At 70.0% G+C, this 19334-nt stretch carries 21 protein-coding genes, 1 pseudogene and 1 riboswitch; of the genes and pseudogenes, 16 read left to right on the top strand and 6 right to left on the bottom strand.

Features of this window, described 5'->3' with window-relative positions; translation table 11 throughout:
• Positions 1-31: 31 nt before the first annotated feature.
• Positions 32-1030: an aldo/keto reductase gene (locus WAT24_RS06980; protein ID WP_336807112.1), complete on the bottom strand. Its 999-nt coding sequence runs from the start codon at positions 1028-1030 to the stop codon at positions 32-34.
• A gap of 141 nt (positions 1031-1171) precedes the next feature.
• Between WAT24_RS06980 and WAT24_RS06975 the strand changes: the two are divergent.
• From WAT24_RS06975 to ribD, 4 genes and pseudogenes are all read left to right on the top strand, one after another.
• Positions 1172-1978, top strand: a pseudogene (locus tag WAT24_RS06975) (DUF817 domain-containing protein); the annotation flags it as partial.
• Between the two features lie 114 nt (positions 1979-2092).
• Complete coding sequence (gene glyA, locus WAT24_RS06970) at positions 2093-3346, top strand: serine hydroxymethyltransferase (RefSeq protein WP_336807235.1); 1254 nt, start codon at positions 2093-2095, stop codon at positions 3344-3346.
• Between the two features lie 10 nt (positions 3347-3356).
• On the top strand, positions 3357-3872 hold the full coding sequence (nrdR, locus tag WAT24_RS06965; protein ID WP_336807111.1) for a transcriptional regulator NrdR: 516 nt from the start codon (positions 3357-3359) through the stop codon (positions 3870-3872).
• 142 nt (positions 3873-4014) lie between these two features.
• Positions 4015-5091 carry a bifunctional diaminohydroxyphosphoribosylaminopyrimidine deaminase/5-amino-6-(5-phosphoribosylamino)uracil reductase RibD gene (ribD, locus tag WAT24_RS06960; protein ID WP_336807110.1) on the top strand — a complete coding sequence of 359 codons (1077 nt, stop codon included), beginning with the start codon at positions 4015-4017 and terminating at the stop codon, positions 5089-5091.
• A 33-nt stretch (positions 5092-5124) separates the two neighbouring features.
• Here ribD and WAT24_RS06955 read toward each other — a convergent pair whose 3' ends face one another.
• Both WAT24_RS06955 and WAT24_RS06950 read right to left on the bottom strand, forming a co-directional pair.
• Positions 5125-5991, bottom strand: a complete 867-nt coding sequence (locus WAT24_RS06955) for an N-acyl homoserine lactonase family protein (protein WP_336807109.1) — start codon at positions 5989-5991, stop codon at positions 5125-5127.
• Positions 5992-5999: 8 nt separating this feature from the next.
• Positions 6000-7010: a zinc-dependent alcohol dehydrogenase family protein gene (locus WAT24_RS06950; protein ID WP_336807108.1), complete on the bottom strand. Its 1011-nt coding sequence runs from the start codon at positions 7008-7010 to the stop codon at positions 6000-6002.
• Between the two features lie 91 nt (positions 7011-7101).
• Here WAT24_RS06950 and WAT24_RS06945 point away from each other — a divergent pair, with 91 nt between their 5' ends.
• From WAT24_RS06945 to nusB, 6 genes are all read left to right on the top strand, one after another.
• Positions 7102-8013: a LysR family transcriptional regulator gene (locus WAT24_RS06945; RefSeq protein ID WP_336807107.1), complete on the top strand. Its 912-nt coding sequence runs from the start codon at positions 7102-7104 to the stop codon at positions 8011-8013.
• 45 nt (positions 8014-8058) lie between these two features.
• Positions 8059-8242: riboswitch (FMN riboswitch) on the top strand.
• A gap of 140 nt (positions 8243-8382) precedes the next feature.
• Positions 8383-9024, top strand: coding sequence for a riboflavin synthase (locus tag WAT24_RS06940; protein WP_336807106.1), 642 nt, complete (start codon positions 8383-8385; stop codon positions 9022-9024).
• Between the two features lie 126 nt (positions 9025-9150).
• Positions 9151-10242 carry a bifunctional 3,4-dihydroxy-2-butanone-4-phosphate synthase/GTP cyclohydrolase II gene (gene ribBA / locus WAT24_RS06935; RefSeq protein WP_336807105.1) on the top strand — a complete coding sequence of 364 codons (1092 nt, stop codon included), beginning with the start codon at positions 9151-9153 and terminating at the stop codon, positions 10240-10242.
• Positions 10243-10389: 147 nt separating this feature from the next.
• Positions 10390-11334, top strand: a complete 945-nt coding sequence (locus tag WAT24_RS06930; RefSeq protein WP_336807104.1) for an LD-carboxypeptidase — start codon at positions 10390-10392, stop codon at positions 11332-11334.
• A 155-nt stretch (positions 11335-11489) separates the two neighbouring features.
• On the top strand, positions 11490-11951 hold the full coding sequence (gene ribH, locus WAT24_RS06925; RefSeq protein WP_336807103.1) for a 6,7-dimethyl-8-ribityllumazine synthase: 462 nt from the start codon (positions 11490-11492) through the stop codon (positions 11949-11951).
• Positions 11951-12397: a transcription antitermination factor NusB gene (gene nusB / locus WAT24_RS06920; RefSeq protein ID WP_336807102.1), complete on the top strand. Its 447-nt coding sequence runs from the start codon at positions 11951-11953 to the stop codon at positions 12395-12397. The genes ribH and nusB overlap by 1 nt, the downstream gene beginning before the upstream one ends.
• 40 nt (positions 12398-12437) lie before the next feature.
• Here the strand turns inward: nusB and WAT24_RS06915 are convergent, their stop codons facing one another.
• Positions 12438-12923 (bottom strand): nuclear transport factor 2 family protein, encoded by a 486-nt coding sequence (locus WAT24_RS06915; RefSeq protein WP_336807101.1) that lies wholly within the window; start codon positions 12921-12923, stop codon positions 12438-12440.
• A 133-nt stretch (positions 12924-13056) separates the two neighbouring features.
• On the opposite strand from WAT24_RS06915, the gene thiL reads away from it, so the two are divergent.
• From thiL to WAT24_RS06900, 3 genes are all read left to right on the top strand, one after another.
• Positions 13057-14013: a thiamine-phosphate kinase gene (gene thiL / locus WAT24_RS06910; protein WP_336807100.1), complete on the top strand. Its 957-nt coding sequence runs from the start codon at positions 13057-13059 to the stop codon at positions 14011-14013.
• A 104-nt stretch (positions 14014-14117) separates the two neighbouring features.
• Positions 14118-14621: a phosphatidylglycerophosphatase A family protein gene (locus WAT24_RS06905; RefSeq protein ID WP_336807099.1), complete on the top strand. Its 504-nt coding sequence runs from the start codon at positions 14118-14120 to the stop codon at positions 14619-14621.
• 202 nt (positions 14622-14823) lie between these two features.
• The gene (locus WAT24_RS06900; protein WP_336807098.1) at positions 14824-15375 is read left to right on the top strand and encodes a patatin-like phospholipase family protein; all 552 of its coding nucleotides are present in this window, start codon (positions 14824-14826) and stop codon (positions 15373-15375) included.
• A gap of 230 nt (positions 15376-15605) precedes the next feature.
• Here WAT24_RS06900 and WAT24_RS06895 read toward each other — a convergent pair whose 3' ends face one another.
• Together WAT24_RS06895 and WAT24_RS06890 are read right to left on the bottom strand one after the other, a co-directional pair.
• Complete coding sequence (locus WAT24_RS06895) at positions 15606-15917, bottom strand: hypothetical protein (protein ID WP_336807097.1); 312 nt, start codon at positions 15915-15917, stop codon at positions 15606-15608.
• A gap of 25 nt (positions 15918-15942) precedes the next feature.
• Positions 15943-16503 carry a hypothetical protein gene (locus WAT24_RS06890; RefSeq protein ID WP_336807096.1) on the bottom strand — a complete coding sequence of 187 codons (561 nt, stop codon included), beginning with the start codon at positions 16501-16503 and terminating at the stop codon, positions 15943-15945.
• Between the two features lie 55 nt (positions 16504-16558).
• On the opposite strand from WAT24_RS06890, the gene WAT24_RS06885 reads away from it, so the two are divergent.
• Genes WAT24_RS06885 through WAT24_RS06875 form a run of 3 tightly spaced genes read left to right on the top strand, consistent with a single transcriptional unit; the run spans position 16559 to position 19316 of the window.
• Positions 16559-16918, top strand: coding sequence for a helix-turn-helix domain-containing protein (locus WAT24_RS06885; RefSeq protein WP_336807095.1), 360 nt, complete (start codon positions 16559-16561; stop codon positions 16916-16918).
• 2 nt (positions 16919-16920) lie between these two features.
• Entirely contained in the window at positions 16921-17355 is a 435-nt protein-coding gene (locus WAT24_RS06880) for a hypothetical protein (protein WP_336807094.1), read from the top strand.
• Complete coding sequence (locus WAT24_RS06875; RefSeq protein WP_336807093.1) at positions 17355-19316, top strand: transposase domain-containing protein; 1962 nt, start codon at positions 17355-17357, stop codon at positions 19314-19316. The genes WAT24_RS06880 and WAT24_RS06875 overlap by 1 nt, the downstream gene beginning before the upstream one ends.
• Positions 19317-19334 lie beyond the last annotated feature (18 nt).

The raw sequence follows: 19334 nt of genomic DNA, 5'->3' as shown, positions 1-19334 counted from the left end.
GCGGCGTTGTGGTGCCGTTCAAGCCTGGGGTTCAGCGCTTCTCGCTGTCGAGCATCGCCATCTGCGCCGGAGCGTAGCGCTCGCCCGCCGCCGCGCCCGGCGGCACCGCCTGTTCGATCGCGGCCAGGTCATCCTCGCCCAGTCCCACGTCCAGCGCGCCGAGCGCCTCCTCGAGCCGTGGCCGGGTACGCGCGCCGATCAGTGGCACGATGTCCTCGCCGCGTGCGAGTACCCAGGCGATGGCCAGCTGCGCCACGCTCGCGCCATGCGTCTGGGCGAGCGTCCGCAGGCGGTCGACCAGTGCCAGGTTGTGCTCGAGGTTGGCGCCCTGGAAGCGCGGGCTGTGCTGGCGGAAGTCCCGTGCCGAGGGTTGGCGGTCGGCCGACCAGTGCCCGCTGATCAACCCGCGCGAGAGCACGGCGTAGGCGGTGATGCCGATGCCGAGTTCGCGGCAGGCGGGCAGGATCGCCCCCTCGATCCCGCGCGAGATCAGCGAGTATTCGATCTGCAGATCGGCCACCGGTACCACGGCGTGGGCGCGGCGGATCGTTTCGGCGCCGACCTCGGACAGGCCCAGGTGCCGAACGTAACCGGCCTGGACCAGCTCGGCCACGGCGCCGGCGGTGTCCTCGATCGGCACCGCCGGGTCCAGCCGTGCGGGGCGGTAGATGTCGACGTAGTCCGTGCGCAGGCGCCGCAGGCTGTAGGCCAGCGCGCTCTTGACCGCCTGCGGCCGCGCGTCGTAGCCCAGCCAGGCGCCATCGGGACCACGCTGCGCGCCGAACTTGACGCTGAGCAGGTAGCTGTCGCGCGGCCGACCCGCCAGCGCCTCGGCGAGCAGCATCTCGTTGTGGCCCATGCCGTAGAAGTCGCCGGTATCGAGCAGGGTGATGCCCGCATCCAGGGCGGCGTGGACGGTGGCGATGCTCTCGCGCCGGTCGGCTTGACCGTACAGTTCGGACATGCCCATGCAGCCCAGGCCCAGCGCCGAGACCTGCGGGCCGCTGCGGCCCAGCGTGCGTGCTTTCATGGCGTCTCCCAGGGCAGGACGGGCCGCCGGTATAGCAGAGCGCACGTCGTCGCGGAGCCGCCGGCCCGCAAACGCCCGAGCGACGCCCGCGGCACGCCGCCGGGATGCCATGCCGCGCGGCCAGGCTGGCGCATCGCATGTATGGGAGAGCTCGGAATGGCCCTGACCGGTGGTCCGGCATACGGTGTCGGCGCGTGGCGGCGTGCGTGGTGGTGGCACCCGAACCGGCGCTGGGCGGCTTTCCTGGTGGAGTTCGCCTGCTTCGGCCTCAAGCAGGCGTCGGCCTGCCTGTTCGGCGGGCTGATGGTCGCCTTGCTGCTGGCCACCTGGCGCTGGTATCCGGCGGATGCGCCACTGGCGCGCTACGACTTCCTCACCCTGGCGGCGCTGGGGATCCAGCTGGCGCTGCTGGCGAGCGGGCTGGAAAGCCCGCGGGAGGCCAGGGTGATCGCGCTGTTCCACGCCGTGGGCACGCTGATGGAACTGTTCAAGACTGCGGTGGGGTCGTGGACCTATCCGGAGCCGTCACTGCTGCGGCTGGGCGGCGTGCCGCTGTTCACCGGCTTCATGTACGCCTCGGTGGGGAGCTACATCGCGCGCGCCTGGCGGCTGTTAGATTTCCGCTTCGCCGGGCATCCGCCATTCGCACCGGCGTTGCTCCTGGCGCTGGGCATCTACCTCAACTTCTTCACCCATCACTACCTGCCGGACGCGTGGCCGCTGCTGTTCGCCGCGCTCGCCGTGCTGTTCGGGCCGGCGTGGGTGCACTACCGCATCCGCCGCGTTCACCGGCGCATGCCGCTGCTGCTGGGCTTCGTGCTGGTGGCGCTGTTCATCTGGCTGGCGGAAAACGTGGGCACGTTCAGCCGCGCGTGGCTCTATCCTGCGCAGCGGCATGGCTGGGCGATAGTGCCGCTGGGCAAGCTCGGCTCCTGGCTGCTGCTGATGGTGATCAGCTACGTGATGGTCTGGGGGCTGCACCGGGCCGGCGCCGGTGGTGGCCGCAAGCCCCCGGCAGGGCTACACTTTCCCGCTTACCCGCATCCACCCGCCGAGGCCCCGATGTTCCCCAAGGACTGCACGATTGAAGGTTTCGATCCCGAACTGGCCCGGGCCATGGCCGACGAGGCGCGCCGGCAGGAGGACCACGTCGAGCTGATCGCCTCGGAGAACTACGCCAGCCCGCGGGTGATGGAGGCCCAGGGTTCGGTGCTGACCAACAAGTACGCCGAAGGCTATCCGGGCAAGCGCTACTACGGCGGTTGCGAGTACGTGGACGTGGCCGAGCGGCTGGCCATCGAGCGGGTGAAGCAACTGTTCGGCGCCACCTACGCCAACGTGCAGCCGCACTCGGGCTCGCAGGCCAACCAGGCGGTGTACTTCGCGCTGCTCGAGCCGGGCGACACCATCCTGGGCATGTCGCTGGCGCACGGCGGCCATCTCACCCACGGCGCCAGGGTCAACCTCTCGGGCAAGCTGTTCAACGCGGTGCAGTACGGCGTGAACGACCAGGGCTTCGTGGACTACGACGAGGTCGAGCGCCTGGCCGTGGAGCACAAGCCGAAGATGATCGTCGCCGGCTTCTCGGCCTATTCGCAGGTGATGGACTGGGCGCGCTTCCGCACCATCGCCGACAAGGTCGGCGCGTACCTGTTCGTGGACATGGCGCACGTCGCCGGCCTGGTCGCCGCCGGCGTGTATCCCAGCCCGCTGCCGCACGCGCACGTGGTCACCTCGACCACGCACAAGACCCTCCGCGGTCCGCGCGGCGGCATCATTGTCGCCAAGGACCCGGGCGAGGAGATCGAGAAGAAGCTGCAGTCGATCGTGTTCCCGGGCATCCAGGGCGGCCCGCTGATGCACGTGATCGCCGCCAAGGCGGTGGCCTTCAAGGAGGCGCTGGAACCGGAATTCAAGACCTACCAGCAGCAGGTGGTGAAGAACGCGCAGGCGATGGCCAGGACCATCATCGAACGCGGCTACAAGATCGTTTCCGGCGGCACCCGGAACCACCTCATGCTGGTCGACATGATCGGCAAGGGCGTGACCGGCAAGGACGCGGAGGCGGCGCTGGGCAAGGCGCACATCACGGTCAACAAGAACGCCGTGCCGAACGACCCGCAGAAGCCGTTCGTCACCTCCGGCCTGCGCATCGGTACCCCGGCGGTCACCACCCGCGGCTACATGGAAGCCGACTGCGTGGAGTTGGCCAATTGGCTGTGCGACGTGCTCGACGCGCCGGGCGACGAGGCGGTGATCGCCAAGGTACGCGACAAGGTCGAGGCGCAGTGCCGGAAGTTCCCGGTGTACGGCTGATCGATCACCGATGCACTGCCCCTTCTGCCAGCACGAAGACACCCGCGTGATCGACTCGCGGCTCGCCGAGGACGGCGCTACCGTGCGCCGTCGTCGCGAATGCCCGCAGTGCGGCGAGCGGTTCAACACGTTCGAGACCGCCGAGCTCAAGCTGCCCGCCATCATCAAGAGCGGCGAGCGGCGCGAGGCGTTCGACGAACGCAAGCTGCGCACCAGCTTCGAGCGCGCGCTGCAGAAACGGCCGGTGGCCAGCCAGGACGTCGACGAGGCGGTGCGCGAGATCGTCAACGACCTGCGCCGCAGCGGCGAGCGCGAAGTGCCGTCGCGCCAGGTCGGCGAGCTGGTCATGCGCGAGCTGAAGAAGCTCGACCAGGTGGCTTACGTACGTTTCGCCTCGGTCTACCGTCGTTTCGAGGACGTGCAGGCGTTCCGGGAGGAGATCGAGAAGCTGGAGCGCGACTTGCCCGGCCTGGCCGAACTGCAGCTGCCGCTGCTCAACAGCGGCAAGCGCGCACCGTCGAAGTAGCCACGCGAAAGCCGCAGAAGCGAGCTTACTCGCGACGCTCCCGGCGCCGGAGGCAAAGGCATCGCGAGCAAGCTCGCTCCTACGTGTCGGAGGAAGCGCGTTGTCAGCCGAAGCCAGTTTTTCCCCGCTTGACCATCGGCACATGGCGCACGCCCTGCGCCTGGCCGAGTGCGGGCTGTACACGACGCAGCCGAACCCGCGCGTGGGCTGCGTGATCGCGCACGGCGAGCGCGTGGTCGGCACCGGATACCATGCGCGCGCGGGCGAGCCGCACGCGGAAGTGTTCGCGTTGCGCGAGGCGGGCGCGGCGGCCGGCGGCGCCACCGCCTATGTGACGCTGGAGCCCTGCGCCCATTTCGGCCGCACGCCGCCGTGCGCGGATGCGCTGGTGGCGGCCGGCGTGGCGCGGGTGGTGATCGCGGCCGAAGACCCGTTCCCGCAGGTGGCCGGGCAGGGGATCGCGCGGTTGCGCGCTGCAGGCATCGCGGTGGAAACGGGGTTGCTGCGGGAGGCGGCGCGCGAGCTCAACATCGGCTTCTTCAGCCGCATCGAGCGCGGCCGGCCCTGGGTGCGGGTCAAACTGGCGATGAGCCTGGACGGCCGCACGGCCCTGGCGAACGGCGAATCGAAGTGGATCTCCGGCGAGGCCGCGCGCGCCGACGTGCAGCGCTGGCGCGCGCGCAGCTCGGCCATCCTCACCGGCAGCGGCACCGTGCTGGCCGACGACCCGCGGCTCACCGTGCGTCCGCCGGACGGCCGTGAAAATCCCGCAGCCGCGGGTCCCAGGCCGCTGCGCGTCATCCTCGACCGCCGGCTCCGCACGCCGGCCGGCAGCCGCGTCCTGGATGCGGACGCACCCACTTTGCTGATGCATGCCGCCGAAGCCGCCATACCGGCCCACTTGCTGGCCGTCGAGCGCGTGGCCTTGCCGGTCGCCGGGGGCCACCTGGACCTCGATGCCGCACTGGCCGAGCTGGCGCGGCGCCAGGTCAGCGAACTGCACGTCGAAGCCGGCCCCACGCTCTGCGGAGCGCTGTTCGCGCAGGGGCTGGCCGACGAACTGCTGCTCTATGTGGCGCCAGTGCTGCTGGGCGATGCCGCGCGTCCCCTGCTGCACCTGCCGACACTTACCGACATGGCCCAGCGGTGGCGCCTGAATCCCGTCGAGCAGCGGGCGGTCGGCAGCGACTGGCGGCTGCGCCTGCGCCCGTCGCGGTGACTGCCGGACCCGGCGCGGGAAAGCAGACTCCGCTCAGTGGAGAAACGCAGGGAAGTGCGGCAAGGCGGCGACGTCGCGCGGATCGTGTGGAATCACCACGCGCGCATGGTCGCGAACGGCGATCGCTTCGAAACGGCGTATCGACTCGAGCGTCTGCAGGCGATCGACGTTGACCCGTGGTACCCGCCCGAACCGGCGGTTCTCCCGGCTGTGGTAGAGGTCGCCCGCCAGCAAGACCGCGCCGGCGTGCGGCAGGCGGATCTCCAGCACCTGGTGGCCGGGCGTGTGTCCGGGCATGAACAGGATGCGCACGCTGCCGTCGCCGAAGAGGTCCGTGTCCCCGTCGATGATGCGCTTGCGCGCGCTGCGCCAGGCGCTCACCGGCGCCAGCGGTTCGAAAGGCGGCGGCTTGTTGCCCGTGGCTGCGGCAAGCTCGCGGCGCTGCAGGATCCAGGTCGCCCCGCCGAACAGATTGGCGTTGCCGGTGTGGTCCTCGTGCCAGTGCGAAAACGCCAGGTAATCGATGTCCGCGGGCGACAAGCCCAGCGCTCCCAGCTGATCGACCAGCTTCATGCGCACGGTGCCGCGGATGCCGGGAGCCAGCTCCGCGCCGCCCGGCTGGTCGGCGAGGGTATCGCCCAGGCCGGTGTCCCACAGCAGCGTGCCCTTCGGATGACGGATCAGGAAGCACGGCACGGACATCGCGCCGGGCTTGCCATCCAGCGCGCCGCTGTCGTCGAACAGGCGCATGTCGCGCATCTCCAGGTGGCCGCAGTCGAGCACGTACAGGCGGATGTCGGGAGGCACCCCGGCGCCGTGGGCGAGGGTGGCGAGGGCGAGCAGCAAGGCGGGCAGCAGCAGGCCGCGTGCAGCGCGGCGCAGGGGAGAGAGCAGGCGCATGGGAGGCCTCAGAGGCTGAAGTCGATGGCGAGCTTGCCGAAGTGGCGGCCGGCGGCGAGGTGCTCGAACGCCTCGCGCAGCTGCGCGAAGCCGTAGACGTGGTCGATCACCGGCTTCAGGCCGGTGGCCTCGATCGCCGCGACCATCCGCTCGTGTTCTTCCAGCGGCGCGACCGAAATGCCCTCGACCCGAACGCGCTTGAGCACCACGCTGGCCAGCGGCAGGGTGGCCTCCATGCCGCCGAGCCAGCCGAGCACGCCGACGAAACCATGCATGCGCACAGCCTCCAGCGATTGCGCCAGGGTGGCCGCACCGACGGTCTCGACCACCGCATCCACGCCGATGCCGCCGCTGGCTTCGCGCACCAGCGCGCCCCATTGCGGATGCCTGGCGTAGTTGATGCCGATGTCGGCGCCCAGCGCCTTCGCGCGCTCCAGCTTGTCGTCGCTGGACGACAGCACGATCGCCCGCGCACCGCGCAACTTGGCGAACTGCAAAGCAAACAGGGAGACACCCCCGGTGCCGAGCAGCAGCACGGTCTGGCCGGTGGTGACGTGGGCCAGCTCCAGCGCCTGCCAGGCGGTGAGCGCGGCGATCGGCAGCGTGGCGGCCTGCAGGCTGGTGAGATGGCCGGGCGCACGAGCCAGCGAGTACTGGTCGAAGCTGGCCAGCTCCCGCATCACGCCCGGATGCGGAGCGCCGATCTCGGCACCCTCCCATTCGGGCCGCATGGCGCCGGCGATCCAGCGCGACTTGTAGAAGGTGGTCACGCGGTCGCCGGGCTTGAAGCGGGTCACCGCCTCGCCGACCTCCACCACGGTGCCGGCACCGTCGGATACCGGCACGATCGGCAACTGCACGCCGCGATAGAGCTGGCCGCTGACCAGCATGTAGTCGCGGAAGTTGAGCGAGGCGGCCTCCATGCGGACCAGCACCTCACTCGGACCGGGACGCGGGGCGGGCAGGTCGACCCGTTGCAGATGATCGAGATCGAAAGCGGAAAGCTGGATGGCACGCATTGATGTGGCTCCGTGACGGGAACGCGGCACATGGTCCCGCCATCGGGCGCCTGCGATAATCCGCACGAATGGTCCATCTTCTGTTCGAATTATGAATCAATCCTTCGAACTCACGCCGACCCGCCTGCGCGAGTTGCGGGCCTTCGCCGCAGCGGCGCGGCGACTCAACTTCTCGCGGGCGGCGCTGGAGGTCGGCTGCACGCCATCGGTACTGAGCCGGCGCATCGCGGCGCTGGAGGAGGTCGTCGGCGCGCGGCTCTTCCTGCGCACCACGCGGCGCATGGCGCTGACCCGGCGCGGTGAGCAGTTGTTCGCGCAGTGGCAGCGCATGGAGGCGGTGATGACCGATCTCGCCGCTGGCCTGCGGCCGCCCGACGGCGAGCTGGCCGGTCGTCTCTGCGTACATCTGCCGGCCAGTTATGGCCGCTACCGCATCGCGCCGTTGCTGGCCGGCTTCATGTGCGAACACCCGGGGGTACGCATCGAGGCGGTCTACGACGACGCCTATGTGGACATGGTCGCCGGCAGGGTCGATCTGGCGGTACGCGTGGGGCGGCTGGACGACGTCCAACTGGTGGCGCGCAGGGTGGGCACGATGCGCTACTTCCCCTGCGCCTCGCCCGCCTATCTCGCCTCGGCTCCTGCGCTGGTCGAACCCGCCGATCTGAAGGCGCACCGTTGCATCGCCTTCAGCGGCTACCGCCGCGGCACCCTGTGGTCGTTCAGCCGGCAGCGACAGCGGCGCCCGGTGCGCATCGACCCGGTGATGACCTGCAACGACTCCCAGGCCATCCGCGACGCGGTGCTCGCCGGCGTGGGCATCGGCCTGCAGGGCGAGTACATGGCCGCCGGCCTGGTGGCCGAAGGGCGGCTGGTCGAGGTGCTCCCGGACTGGCAGCTGACGGCCTTCCCGGTGCATCTGCTGTGGTTGCCGGGCGCGGATCGGACCCCGGCGCTGCGACGGCTCATCGATTACCTGTCCGGTGCGATGATGCGGACCTGACCGCCGCGTGCTGCTAGACTTGCGCGGCCGGCTTGCCGGCAACAACGACGTCTTCAGGGCGGGGTGGAACTCCCCACCGGCGGTAGGTGTCCGGACGGACGCAAGGACACGAGCCCGCGAGCGCCTTCGCCATGCGAGGGGTCAGCAGATCCGGTCAGACGCCGGAGCCGACGGTCACGCCATCCCGGTTCGCCGGGGCGGCCCACAGTCCGGATGAAAGAAGACGGCAGGTCGCATCGCGGTGTGGTCGAACGGCCCTGCGGTGCGTCGGCCTCGTGCCTTGGGGCGTTTTTCGCCGACCCGTCGCGGAGAACGTTTCATGTCCCTTCCTGTTTGTTCGTTCGCAGCCTCCGACCAGGAGGTGCGCTGATGTTCACCGGTATCGTGCAGAGCGTGGGCCGCGTGGCGCGGCTCGAACCACGCGGCGGCGACGTGCGGCTGTACGTGGATACCGCCGACCTCGACCTGGCCGACGTGCAACTCGGCGATTCCATCGCGGTGTCGGGCGTGTGCCTGACTGCGGTGGCGCTGGAGCCGCGCGGCTTCAGTGCGGACGTGTCCAACGAGACGCTCTCGCTCACCACGCTGGGTCGGCTCAAGGCCGGCGATCCGGTCAACCTGGAAAAGGCCCTGCGCCTGGCCGACCGGCTCGGCGGGCACCTGGTGTCCGGCCACGTGGACGGCGTGGGCAAGGTCGTGTCGGTGACGCCCGATGCCCGTTCGCAGCGCTGGGTGTTCGAGGTGCCGGCGGGCCTGGCCCGCTACATCGCCGCCAAGGGCTCGATCTGCATCGACGGCACCAGCCTCACGGTGAACGAGGTGGCCGGCAACCGCTTCGGCGTGAACCTGATCCCACACACGGTGGAATACACGGCTTTCCACGCCAGGCATGCGGGGGATCCGGTGAACATCGAGGTGGACGTGATCGCGCGCTACGTCGAACGGCTGATCGGCAGCGGCCAGCCGCCGAAGCTGGACGAGGCCTTCCTCAGGCAGCACGGCTTCGCCTGATCGAGCCCTCTCTCCCGCCCGAAGGGGCTCGGGCGGGCGCGGGTTGTCGCTCCGCCCGAGCCTCTCGTCCGCCCCTCCGGGGCGCCTTCTCCCAGGGGGAGAGGGAACACCAAACGGATCGCACGCATGCCCTTCAACACCATCCCCGAAATCCTGGAAGACATCCGCGCCGGCCGCATGGTCGTGATCCTCGACGACGAGGACCGCGAGAACGAGGGCGACATCGTCATGGCCGCGCAGATGGTGCGGCCGGAGGACGTCAACTTCATGGTGCGCGAGGCGCGCGGCCTGCTGTGCCTGACGCTGACCGAGCAGCGCACGCGCCAGCTGGGCCTCAGGCCCATGGTGAGCGACAACACCTCGCCCTACCACACCAACTTCACCGTCTCGATCGAGGCGGCCGAGGGCGTCACCACCGGCATCTCGGCGCACGACCGCGCGCGCACCATCCAGGTGGCGGTGAAGTCGGACGCCAGACCGCAGGACCTCTCGCAGCCCGGCCACGTGTTCCCGCTCACCGCGCAGCCCGGCGGCGTGCTCACCCGCGCCGGCCATACCGAGGCCGGCTGCGACCTGGCCGCGCTGGCCGGGCTGGAGCCGGCTGCGGTGCTGATCGAGATCCTGCACGAGGACGGCTCGATGGCGCGCCGCCCCGAGCTGGAGGCGTTCGCCGCGAAGCACGGGCTCAAGATCGGCACCATCGCCGACCTGATCCGCTATCGCCTGGAGACCGAGAAGACCATCGAGCGCGTGCACGAGGAGGAGGTGCAGACCGAGTTCGGCCCGTTCCGCCTGGTCGCCTTCCGCGACGTGATCCGCCGCGGCCTGCACTACGCCCTGGTGCGCGGCACCGTGGAAGACGGCGCGCCGGTGCTCACCCGCGTGCACGTGCGCAATACCCTGTCGGACGTGCTGCACCTGATCCGCGACGACCTCGGACTCACCGTCACCGCTGCCCTGCGGCGCATCGCCGACGAAGGGCGTGGCGTGCTGCTGGTGCTCTCCGGCGAGGACACCCCCGACGCGCTGCTCGCGCGGCTCCGGCGCCAGGCCGTGGCGCTGGCGCCGCAGGACGCGCAGCAGCAGGAATGGCGCCAGCTCGGCCTGGGCGCGCAGATTCTCACCGACCTGGGCGTGCACAGGCTGCGCGTGCTGGGCACGCCGCGCAAGCTGGTGGGCCTGGCGGGCTTCGACCTGGAGGTCGTCGAATACGTCTAGGGCGCCGCTCGCAGGAGCGCGCTTGCTCGCGATGCCTTCCGCCCGGCGCCGGGCCGGCGAGCCAGGAGCATCGGGAGCAAGCGCGTCCTGCGGAGAGGTGGCTGCCGTATGTCGTAGCATCAGCCGCATTGCCCCGGACACCGAGCCATGCCCCACGCCCGCATCCGCCTGATCGCGCCCTCCGGCTACGCCCACGATCCCGCCGTCATGCGACGCGGCATCGCGCGCCTGCGCGAGGCCGGCTGCACGGTGGAGGGCGAGGAGGTACTGGCGCGCACGCAGCTGCGTTTCGCCGGCACCGCGGCCGAACGCGCGGGCGATCTCGATGCCCTGGCGAAGCTCGACACCTTGCCGGACGTCGCCTTGGTGACGCGCGGCGGCTACGGGGCGGCGCACCTGCTGGACCGGCTCGACTACGATGCGCTGCGCGAGCGGCTGGCCGGCTCGGCTCTCGCCCTGGTCGGGCACAGCGACTTCACCGCCCTGCAGCTCGCGCTCTACGCCCGCAGCGGCGTGCGCAGCTTCGCCGGTCCCCTGCTGGCCGATCTGGGGACCGAGCCGTTCCCCACGTTCACCTGGGATCATTTCTGGCGCACGCTTTCCGCGACCCCGGGCGGCGCGGCGTGGGCGGGCGCCGGCGAGGCCGAGGTGGACGTGCGCGGCCCGCTCTGGGGCGGCAACCTGGCGGTGCTGTGCAGCCTGCTGGGTACGCCCTACTTTCCGGCCGTCGAGGGCGGCATCCTGTTCGTCGAGGACCTGGGCGAGCCGCCGTACCGCATCGAGCGGCTGTTCTACCAGTTGCACCTGTCCGGCGTGCTCGGTCGCCAGCGCGCGCTGGTGCTGGGGGATTTCGAGCATTGCCGGCCGGGGCCGCGCGACAACGGCTACGACCTCGCCGCGGCGCTGGCGGAACTGGAACGCATCGCCGGCATTCCCGTGATCCGCGGCCTGCCGCACGGCCACGGCGCGCGCCAGCTCACCCTGCCGTTCGGCGCCGAGGCGCATCTGCACGTGAGCGGCGGCGAGGCCACGCTGCGCTTCGGCAACTACCCGCACCTGCCTGCAGGCGCCCTGCGTGCCGTCGCCTCGTAGGAGCGAGCGTGCTCGTGATGCCTTTCGCTCGGAGCCACACCCGAGCCAAGAGCATCGCGAGCACGCTCGTTCCTGCCGGGCCTCGTGCACGGCGGGCCTGCAAACCCTTAAAATGACCGGCCCTGCGAGGGCCGCCATGCCCGAGGACCCACCCAATGAAGATCATCGAAGGCGACTTCGCCACGCCCTCCGGCCGCTTCGCCATCGTCGCCGGCCGCTTCAACGGCTTCGTGGTCGAGCCGCTGGTGGCCGGTGCGCGCGACGCGCTGGTGCGCCACGGCGTCAGGGACGAGGCGATCGACCTGGTGCGCGTGCCCGGCGCCTGGGAGATCGCGCTGGCCGCGCACAAGCTCGCCAACAGCGGCAGCTACGCGGCGGTGATCGCGCTGGGTGCGGTGATCCGCGGCGCCACCCCCCACTTCGACTACGTCGCCGGCGAATGCGCCAAGGGCCTGGCCCAAGCCGCATACAGCTCGGGCGTGCCGGTGGCGTTCGGCGTGCTCACCACCGACAGCATCGAGCAGGCGATCGAGCGTGCCGGCACCAAGGCTGGCAACAAGGGCGCCGATGCCGCACTCGCCGCGCTGGAGATGGTCAACCTGTACGGGAAGCTGTGATGGCCGCACCCCAAGGTATCGACCTGGCCGCCCGTTCGCGCGCCCGCCGGCGCGCGTTGCAGGCGCTCTACGCCTGGCAGCTGTCCGGCAGCCACATGAACGCGGTGATCGACCAGTTTCGCCACGAGCAGGACATGGAGGTGGCCGACCAGGACTACTTCGAGGACCTGCTGCACGGCGTGGAGACCCACGTCGACACCCTCGACGCCGCGCTCGAGCCCTACGTGGACCGCGAGGTCGCGCAGATCGACCCGATCGAGCGCGCGGCGCTGCGCCTGGCCGCGTATGAACTGAAGTACCGCCTGGACGTGCCCTACCGCGTGGTGATCAACGAGGCGATCGAGGTGACCAAGCGCTTCGGCGCCGACCACGGGCACAGCTACGTCAACGGCGTGCTCGACAAGCTCGCCGGCGAGCTGCGCGCGGCCGAGAAGGGCGCCCGCTAGGCAGGCCGGGTGTCGGCCCGGCCTGCCGGCCAGAGCCCGGTCACTTGCCGCAGTCGCGGCTGTTGTCGGCGATCGCCGCGATGCGCCACTGTCCGTCGACGCGCACCAGGTTGAACACGTCGGTGCCGCAATGATGCGGTTTGCCCTCCAGCAGGAAGGTGTAGGGCGCCCAGACCACGGCCAGGTCGTCGTCCACCAGCACCTTCGGTGTGCCGATGCGCTCCTCGATGCGCTCCTTGCCCGGCTTCACGTGGTCGACGAAGGCGCCGAGGGTGAGCTGCACGGGCTTGCCGTGGCGCATCAGCGTGGCGGTGCCTTCGGGCAGCACCTGCGCGCGCATGGCAGCCTGGTCGTAGCGGGCCATGCCGTCGAAGAAGGCATGCACCGGCGCGAGCGGCGCGGCGCTGGGCGCCGCCGCGATGGCCGGCGCGACCCCGGCGGCGGCCAGGGCGAGGCCCGCCAGCAGCATCCGCTGCGGGCGCGAGGCGGGGAGCGTACGGATGAAACGGGGCAGGGCATGGCGCATGGGTGTCTCCCGTGGAATCGCGCCGATTCTGCCAGCATCCCGGCGGGCCGGCGGCATGCCCTTCGGCACAGATGCGGCTTGCCATCGGCCCCGCGCGAATGCTCTGCTTGCATGCCCCCCTTGAGGCGCTGCGATGGAATTCCGCCTGATCGACCGCATCCGCGAACGCACCGCGCTGGCGCGCGGGGACGTGCGCCTGGGCATCGGCGACGATGCGGCGGTGCTGGCCGTGCCGGCCGGGCAGGAACTCGCGGTGGCGATCGACACGCTGGTCGAAGGCGTGCACTTCCCGCGGGGCACCGCGCCGGCCGCCATCGGCTGGAAGGCGCTGGCGGTGAATCTGTCGGACCTGGCCGCGATGGGGGCCGCGCCGGCCTGGGCCCTGCTCGCGCTGACCCTGCCGTCGGCCGAGCCCGGCTGGGTCGACGGCCTCGCCGAGGGCTTCGCCGAGCTCGCCGGCGAGCACGGCCTGGCGCTGGTCGGCGGCGACACCACCCGCGGCCCGTTGTGCCTCAGCGTGGCGGTGCACGGTTTCGTGCCATCCGGCCAGGCGCTGACGCGGGCGGGCGCGCGACCGGGCGACGCGATCATGGTCACCGGCACGCTCGGCGACGCGGCCGGCGGCCTGCGCCTCACCCGGGAGGGCGCCATGCCGGATCGCATGCGTGTCGATCACGCCCATCTGCTCGCCCGGCTCGACCGTCCGACGCCACGCGTGCGCGCAGGGCTGGCGTTACGCACGCGTGCGCACGCGTGCATCGACGTGTCCGACGGCCTGCTGGCCGACCTCGGACACCTCTGCGCGGCCAGTGGGGTGGGAGCCGAGCTCGACGTGGAGACGCTGCCGCTGTCGGCCGCCCTGCGGACGGTGTTCGGTGCGGCGGCCGCGCGCGAGTGCGCGCTGGCGGGGGGCGACGACTACGAACTCTGCTTCACCGTGTCGCCCGAGGACGTGACCGACGTGGAGTCGGCGCTGGCCGCCGTGGCCTGTCCGGTGAGCCGCATCGGTCGCATCGTGGCAGGCGAAGGTGTGCGCGTGCCGGGCGCGGCGGTACCGTCATCGGTCGGCTGGGATCACTTCGCTCGGTAGCACGGGCGCCGCATTTGTAGGAACGGGCGTGCCCGCGATAGCTTGTGCGGCCCCTTGCGAAGCGCATCGCGAGCACGCTCGCTCCTACAGGTACGGGAATACCGATGGTCGACAGGAAAAAACTCACCCCCGCGCAGCGCCGCCGGTTGCTGGCCTCGCCCGCGGGATGGATCGCCTGCGGCCTGGGCTCCGGCCTGGCGCCGGTCGCGCAGGGCACCTTCGGGTCGCTCGCCGCGCTGCTGCCCTGGCTGTGGCTGCGCACCCTGTCGCCATCGCTGTACGTGGCGGCGTTGGCACTGGCTTTCGCATTGGGCGTGTGGGCCTGCAACGTCGCGGGACGCGCGCTGGACGTGGACGACCACCGCAGCCTGGTGTGGGACGAGTTCGTCGGGCAGTGGCTCGCGCTGCTGCCGCTGCTCTGGCTGCCGGCGCCCGGGTGGATGGTCGCGGCGGGCTTCGTGCTGTTCCGCCTGTTCGACGTGTGGAAGCCCTGGCCGATCGGCTGGCTGGATCGGCACCTCAAAGGCGGGCTGGGCGTGATGGCGGACGATGCCGTGGCGGGCGCGCTCGCCGGCATCGTGCTCGCGCTTGCTGCTGCCATCATCTGAGTTGCGATTGCAGAGACCCGATTCACGCGGCATGAATCCGCCCTTGGCGAGCCCCGTTATCCAATGAACGTTCAGGCGTAGAGCCTGCTGCGTTCCGACCGTTGGGCGGACGCTGCGGGTTCGACCGCGCGAGGAACGGTCGAGACGGGCCACGGACCTGCCCCGGCTGCACATGGGTGCGGTATGCGTGGAGGGTTTCCCCATGCGTCGTGGCCGATTGTCTCATCACGCCAGTGCGCTCCACGAAACGAGCGAGCAGCAGGCAACCGTCCGGGGCCTCGATCCCACCCAACTGGGGGAGCGGATCAAGCAGGCCGAGCTCGGTTTCATCACGCACAACGACCCGGTGTTGCAATCAGGCAATGAGTGGCCGTGGGGCATCGCTCTGTCCGGTGGCGGCATACGCAGTGCGACGTTCTCGCTGGGCGTATTGCAGGCGCTGGCCGAAAACAACCTCCTGCGCTGCTTCCACTACCTGTCGACAGTCTCCGGTGGCGGGTATGCCGGGGCGTTCGTGCAAGGGCTCATCCAGCGCAAGGGTGTCGAGCGCGCGCGTGACATCCTCGCCTCGCACGTCGACCGGGAGGATCTGCAGAAGCCGGTGCTCCATCTTCGCGAGTACAGCAACTACCTGAGTCCCCGCAAGGCGCTGCTTTCCGGCGACACGTTGGGAATGGTGGGTACCTACATCCGCAACGTCGTGCTCATCCAGATCCAGGTGCTGGCGCTGGCTGAAGGGGGACACCAGGTTTGAGGAACCGGGACAAGGCGAAAAATAAAGGGATGAATCGGGACGAAAACCACGAACGGCGCGGGTTTGCGGTGCATTGAGGCGCGCCAGGCGCGTGGGACGTAGGTTTGCAAAGTCGGGCCGCGATTCCACCGCACAGACACTACATTTGCAAATTGAAGCCGGCAGCGAGCCGGCTTTTTTGTGCCTTCGAAAAGCGTTCGAGGCGGGGGCGAAGGCAGGTCACGGGCGCGTCAGCGCGCCGGCGGAACGCCGGGCGGGTCGCAGGCGGCGTCCAGGTTGGCGCCCAAGCGCCCCAGGTGAGCGACCAGCTGCTCGAGCTGGTCCACGTCGAGGCCCGTGATGGCCTCGTGGTCCTGGGCATAGACAAACGCGTCCAGGTGTTCCTGGAGCGAGTAACGCGAGGCCAGCAGCCGTGCCTCCTGCATGAGCCAGCGGCGCCGCGTAAGCCCGATCGGGCCCTGCTTGCGGCGAATGGTGGCGATATCGGGCACGGAGGCGCTGGCCAGGAGGCGCCTCACGCGGGTGACGCGAGCTTCATTCATGGGTTGAGCCCCTGTTGTGGTGGCCTCAGACCCCGGCAGCCTTCCTTGCAAAGCGCAGAACCGTGGCCTGGGGCAGCCCTTCCACCAGGAGCTCGTAGAGCAAGCTGACCAGCTCGGCGTGATCCGCCGGCGACAGCACCTTGTTGCCCAACGACTCGCTGGCAAGCTGCATCGCCATCATCAAATCTTCACGTCTCACAGCCTGCGAAGCGTGTTCTGGCGCGGGTTCCCACGGGTTTGCCTTCTTTTCGCCGATGCCGGTAGCGACCCACTCCATCCGCACGTTTGCGGCCAAGCAGAGTCGAGCCACGGCAGTGAACGGCGGCTCCGCCGCGCCACGCTCGTACTTGTTGAGCATGTCGGTCGAGCGGCCAGCAATGTCCGCCGCCTTTTGGCGTGATGGCAGCTCGTCCAGTACCGCAGATAAGCGTCGTCCGAGTTCAACCAGGTAACCCGGATGGCTCGTCTTTGTTTGGCCGCTCTCGTCCGACATCGCTGCAAACCCTTGTTTTGACCGCATAAAGTAGCCTGCGCCGCCTAATGTCGGCGCGGCATGAACACGGATGCCGCTTATCTGCTTGACCATGCCGCAGATAAGCGTATATTTGCGCCGTAGACATGACCCAAGGGGACCCACAGACATGACCACAAGCGCGGCGCCAAAAAAGCCAGTCCCGCAGGACTGGCATCCGGCTGATGTGATCGCGGCCTTACGCAAAGTCGGCTGGTCGCTGCAGCAGCTGGCGCTGGCCCACGGCTACACCTCCCGCACGGCGCTCGCGAATGGAATGCACCGGCCTTACCCCAAGGCCGAGCAAATCATCGCCGGCACCCTCGGCATGAAGCCGGGCCAGATCTGGCCAAGCCGCTACGAGGCTGACCAGGTCACACCCAACCGCGGTGCGCCCGGCGCGAAGCCGCGCCGGCCGGACCACATCAAGCTGGTTCAGCCTATCACCCGGCGTGCCCGGGGCAATAACCAATCCGCGGCGCAGAAGTAGATATGCGTCGCCGCGATTCCAGCACCCTGGACCTCTTCGAAGTTCCACGACCGGTGGCGCCGTTGCCCGGGTCTATGGACTACCGGGCCGTCGTGGCGCACCTGGTTGGCGAGATGCTGCGTGAATCCGGCAAGGACCGCTGGACGGTGGCATCGGATATGAGCCGCCTAGCCGGCAAGGAAGTGAGCAAGTACATGCTCGACGGCTACACCGCCGAGAGCAGGGACGAGTTCAACATCCCCGCCTATCTGGTACCGGTGGCCGAAGTGGTCTGCCAGTCCCACCTCTATTCCAACTGGCTGGCCAGCATCCGCGGGGGGCGCATGCTCATTGGGCGCGATGCCCTAGCAGCGGAGCTGGGCCGAATTGAGCGACAGCGCGATGAACTGGCTACGCAGGCCCGCCAGTTGAAGGACACGCTGCGGAGGTCCAACTGATGGCCGACGGCAGCATCTCCGAGCGCTGGTACGCCGCAACCGATCTGGTGGGGCTCCCGGGCATGCCGGGCACCGACCGAAACATTCGCGCCAAAGCCGACCGAGAGGGATGGACATCCCGCCCGCGTACCGGACGCGGCGGCGGCAGGGAATACGCCTTCAGTAGCCTCCCACCGGCCGCCCAGGCGGCACTGCTGCTGCGCGAGCGTCCGCAGCAGGCGCCCACCCGTCGCAACAGCCTGGCCCCGACCGACGAGCAGCTCCGCTCCGCCTGGCAACGCTTCGAGCGGGCCAAGCAGCCGATGAAGGACGTGGCCGCCATGCGCCTGCGGGCCTTGCACACGGTCAACGCCCTGGTCCGCGCCGGCACGCCGCTGATGCAGGCGCGCGACACCGTCGCCGCTCAGCTCCAGCGCGATGGCATCCGGGGCGGCAGCGCGGCCAGCATCGCCCGCTGGCAGCAGGACGTGGCCCACGCCGGTCCGCAGGACTGGCTGGCGCTGCTGCTGCCGCACTACACCGGCCGCACGGCTACCGCCGAGATCGAGCCGGAAGCCTGGGAGCTGTTCAAGGCGGACTATCTGCGCCTCGAGCAGCCCACCGCGAGCAGCTGCTACGACCGCCTGCAGCGTATCGCCGCCACCCGCGGCTGGGAGCTGCCCAGCCTCAAGACCTTCACCCGCAAGGTGGAGCGCGAGCTGCCGCGCGCGGTGCGCGTGCTGGCCCGCCAGGGCGAGGAGGCTTTGCTCAAGACCTACCCGGCGCAGGAGCGCGATCGCTCCCTGATGGCCGCCCTGCAGGGCGTCAACGCCGACGGCCATCGCTGGGACCTGATGGTGCGTTTCCCGGATGGATCCGAAGGGCGCCCCTGCATCCTGGGCTGGCAGGACCTCTACAGCGGCAAGCTGCTGGCCTGGCGCCTGGGCGACAACGAAAACAGCGACATGGTGCGCCTGAGCTTCGGCGACATGCTGCGCCAGTTCGGCATCCCGGGCAGCGTGTACCTGGACAACGGCCGCGCCTTCGCCAGCAAGTGGATGACCGGCGGCGCGCCCAACCGCTACCGCTTCAAGATCCGCGAGGAAGACCCGGCCGGCCTGATCACCACCCTGGTCGGCGCCGAGAACGTCCACTGGGTCACGCCGTATCACGGCCAAGCCAAGCCGATCGAGCGCATGTGGCGCGACTTCTGCGACCGCATCGCCAAGCACCCGGAGTTCGCCGGCGCCTACGTCGGCAACAACACCCTCAACAAGCCGGAGAACTACGGCAGCCGGGTGATCGAGTGGGCCGACTTCGAGCGCGTGGTCACCAGCGAGATTCACGCGCACAACGCCCGAATCGGTCGCCGCACCAAGGTCTGCGCCGGCGTGCACAGCTTCGACCAGGTGTTCGCAGCCAGCCTCGCGCACATCACGGTGCGCCGGGTCAGCGAGGAGCAACTGCGCCTGCTGCTGCTCGCCGCCGAGGCCGTCACCGCCAGCCCGATCGACGGCAGCGTGCGCCTGGCCGGCAACCGCTACTGGACCGAGGCCCTGTCCGAGCACGCGGGCCGCAAGGTGGTGCTGCGCGTCGACCCCTGGCACCTGCAGGGCGTAGCGCACGTCTATGCGCTGGACGGGACCTACATCGCCGAGGCGCCGTGCACCGCCGCCGTGGGCTTCGCAGACGTCAACGCAGCCCGCGAGCATGCACGTGGCCGCAAGCAGTACAAGCGCGCCGCCAAGGACATGCTCGCCGCAGAGCGCCTGATGGACGCTGCCCAGGTCGCCGCCCAGCTGCCCGATGCCACGCCGCCGAGCCTGCCGCAATCGACCGTGGTCGCGCCGGTCTTCGTCCGCCACGGGCAAAAGCCTGAACCCAAACCCGAGCGCGCCGCCGCTACCGGCACCGAAGGCCCGAGTGCGCTCGACCTCCTGATGTTCCAGCGGGCCCAGCAGATGAAGAAAGACCACCTTTAAAAGCGCCGCGGCGGGTGT

It is taken from the genome of Fulvimonas yonginensis (assembly GCF_037137055.1).
In the GTDB taxonomy this organism is placed as follows: Bacteria; Pseudomonadota; Gammaproteobacteria; order Xanthomonadales; family Rhodanobacteraceae; genus Frateuria_A; species Frateuria_A yonginensis.
This window is presented reverse-complemented; position numbering and strand designations above follow the sequence as displayed.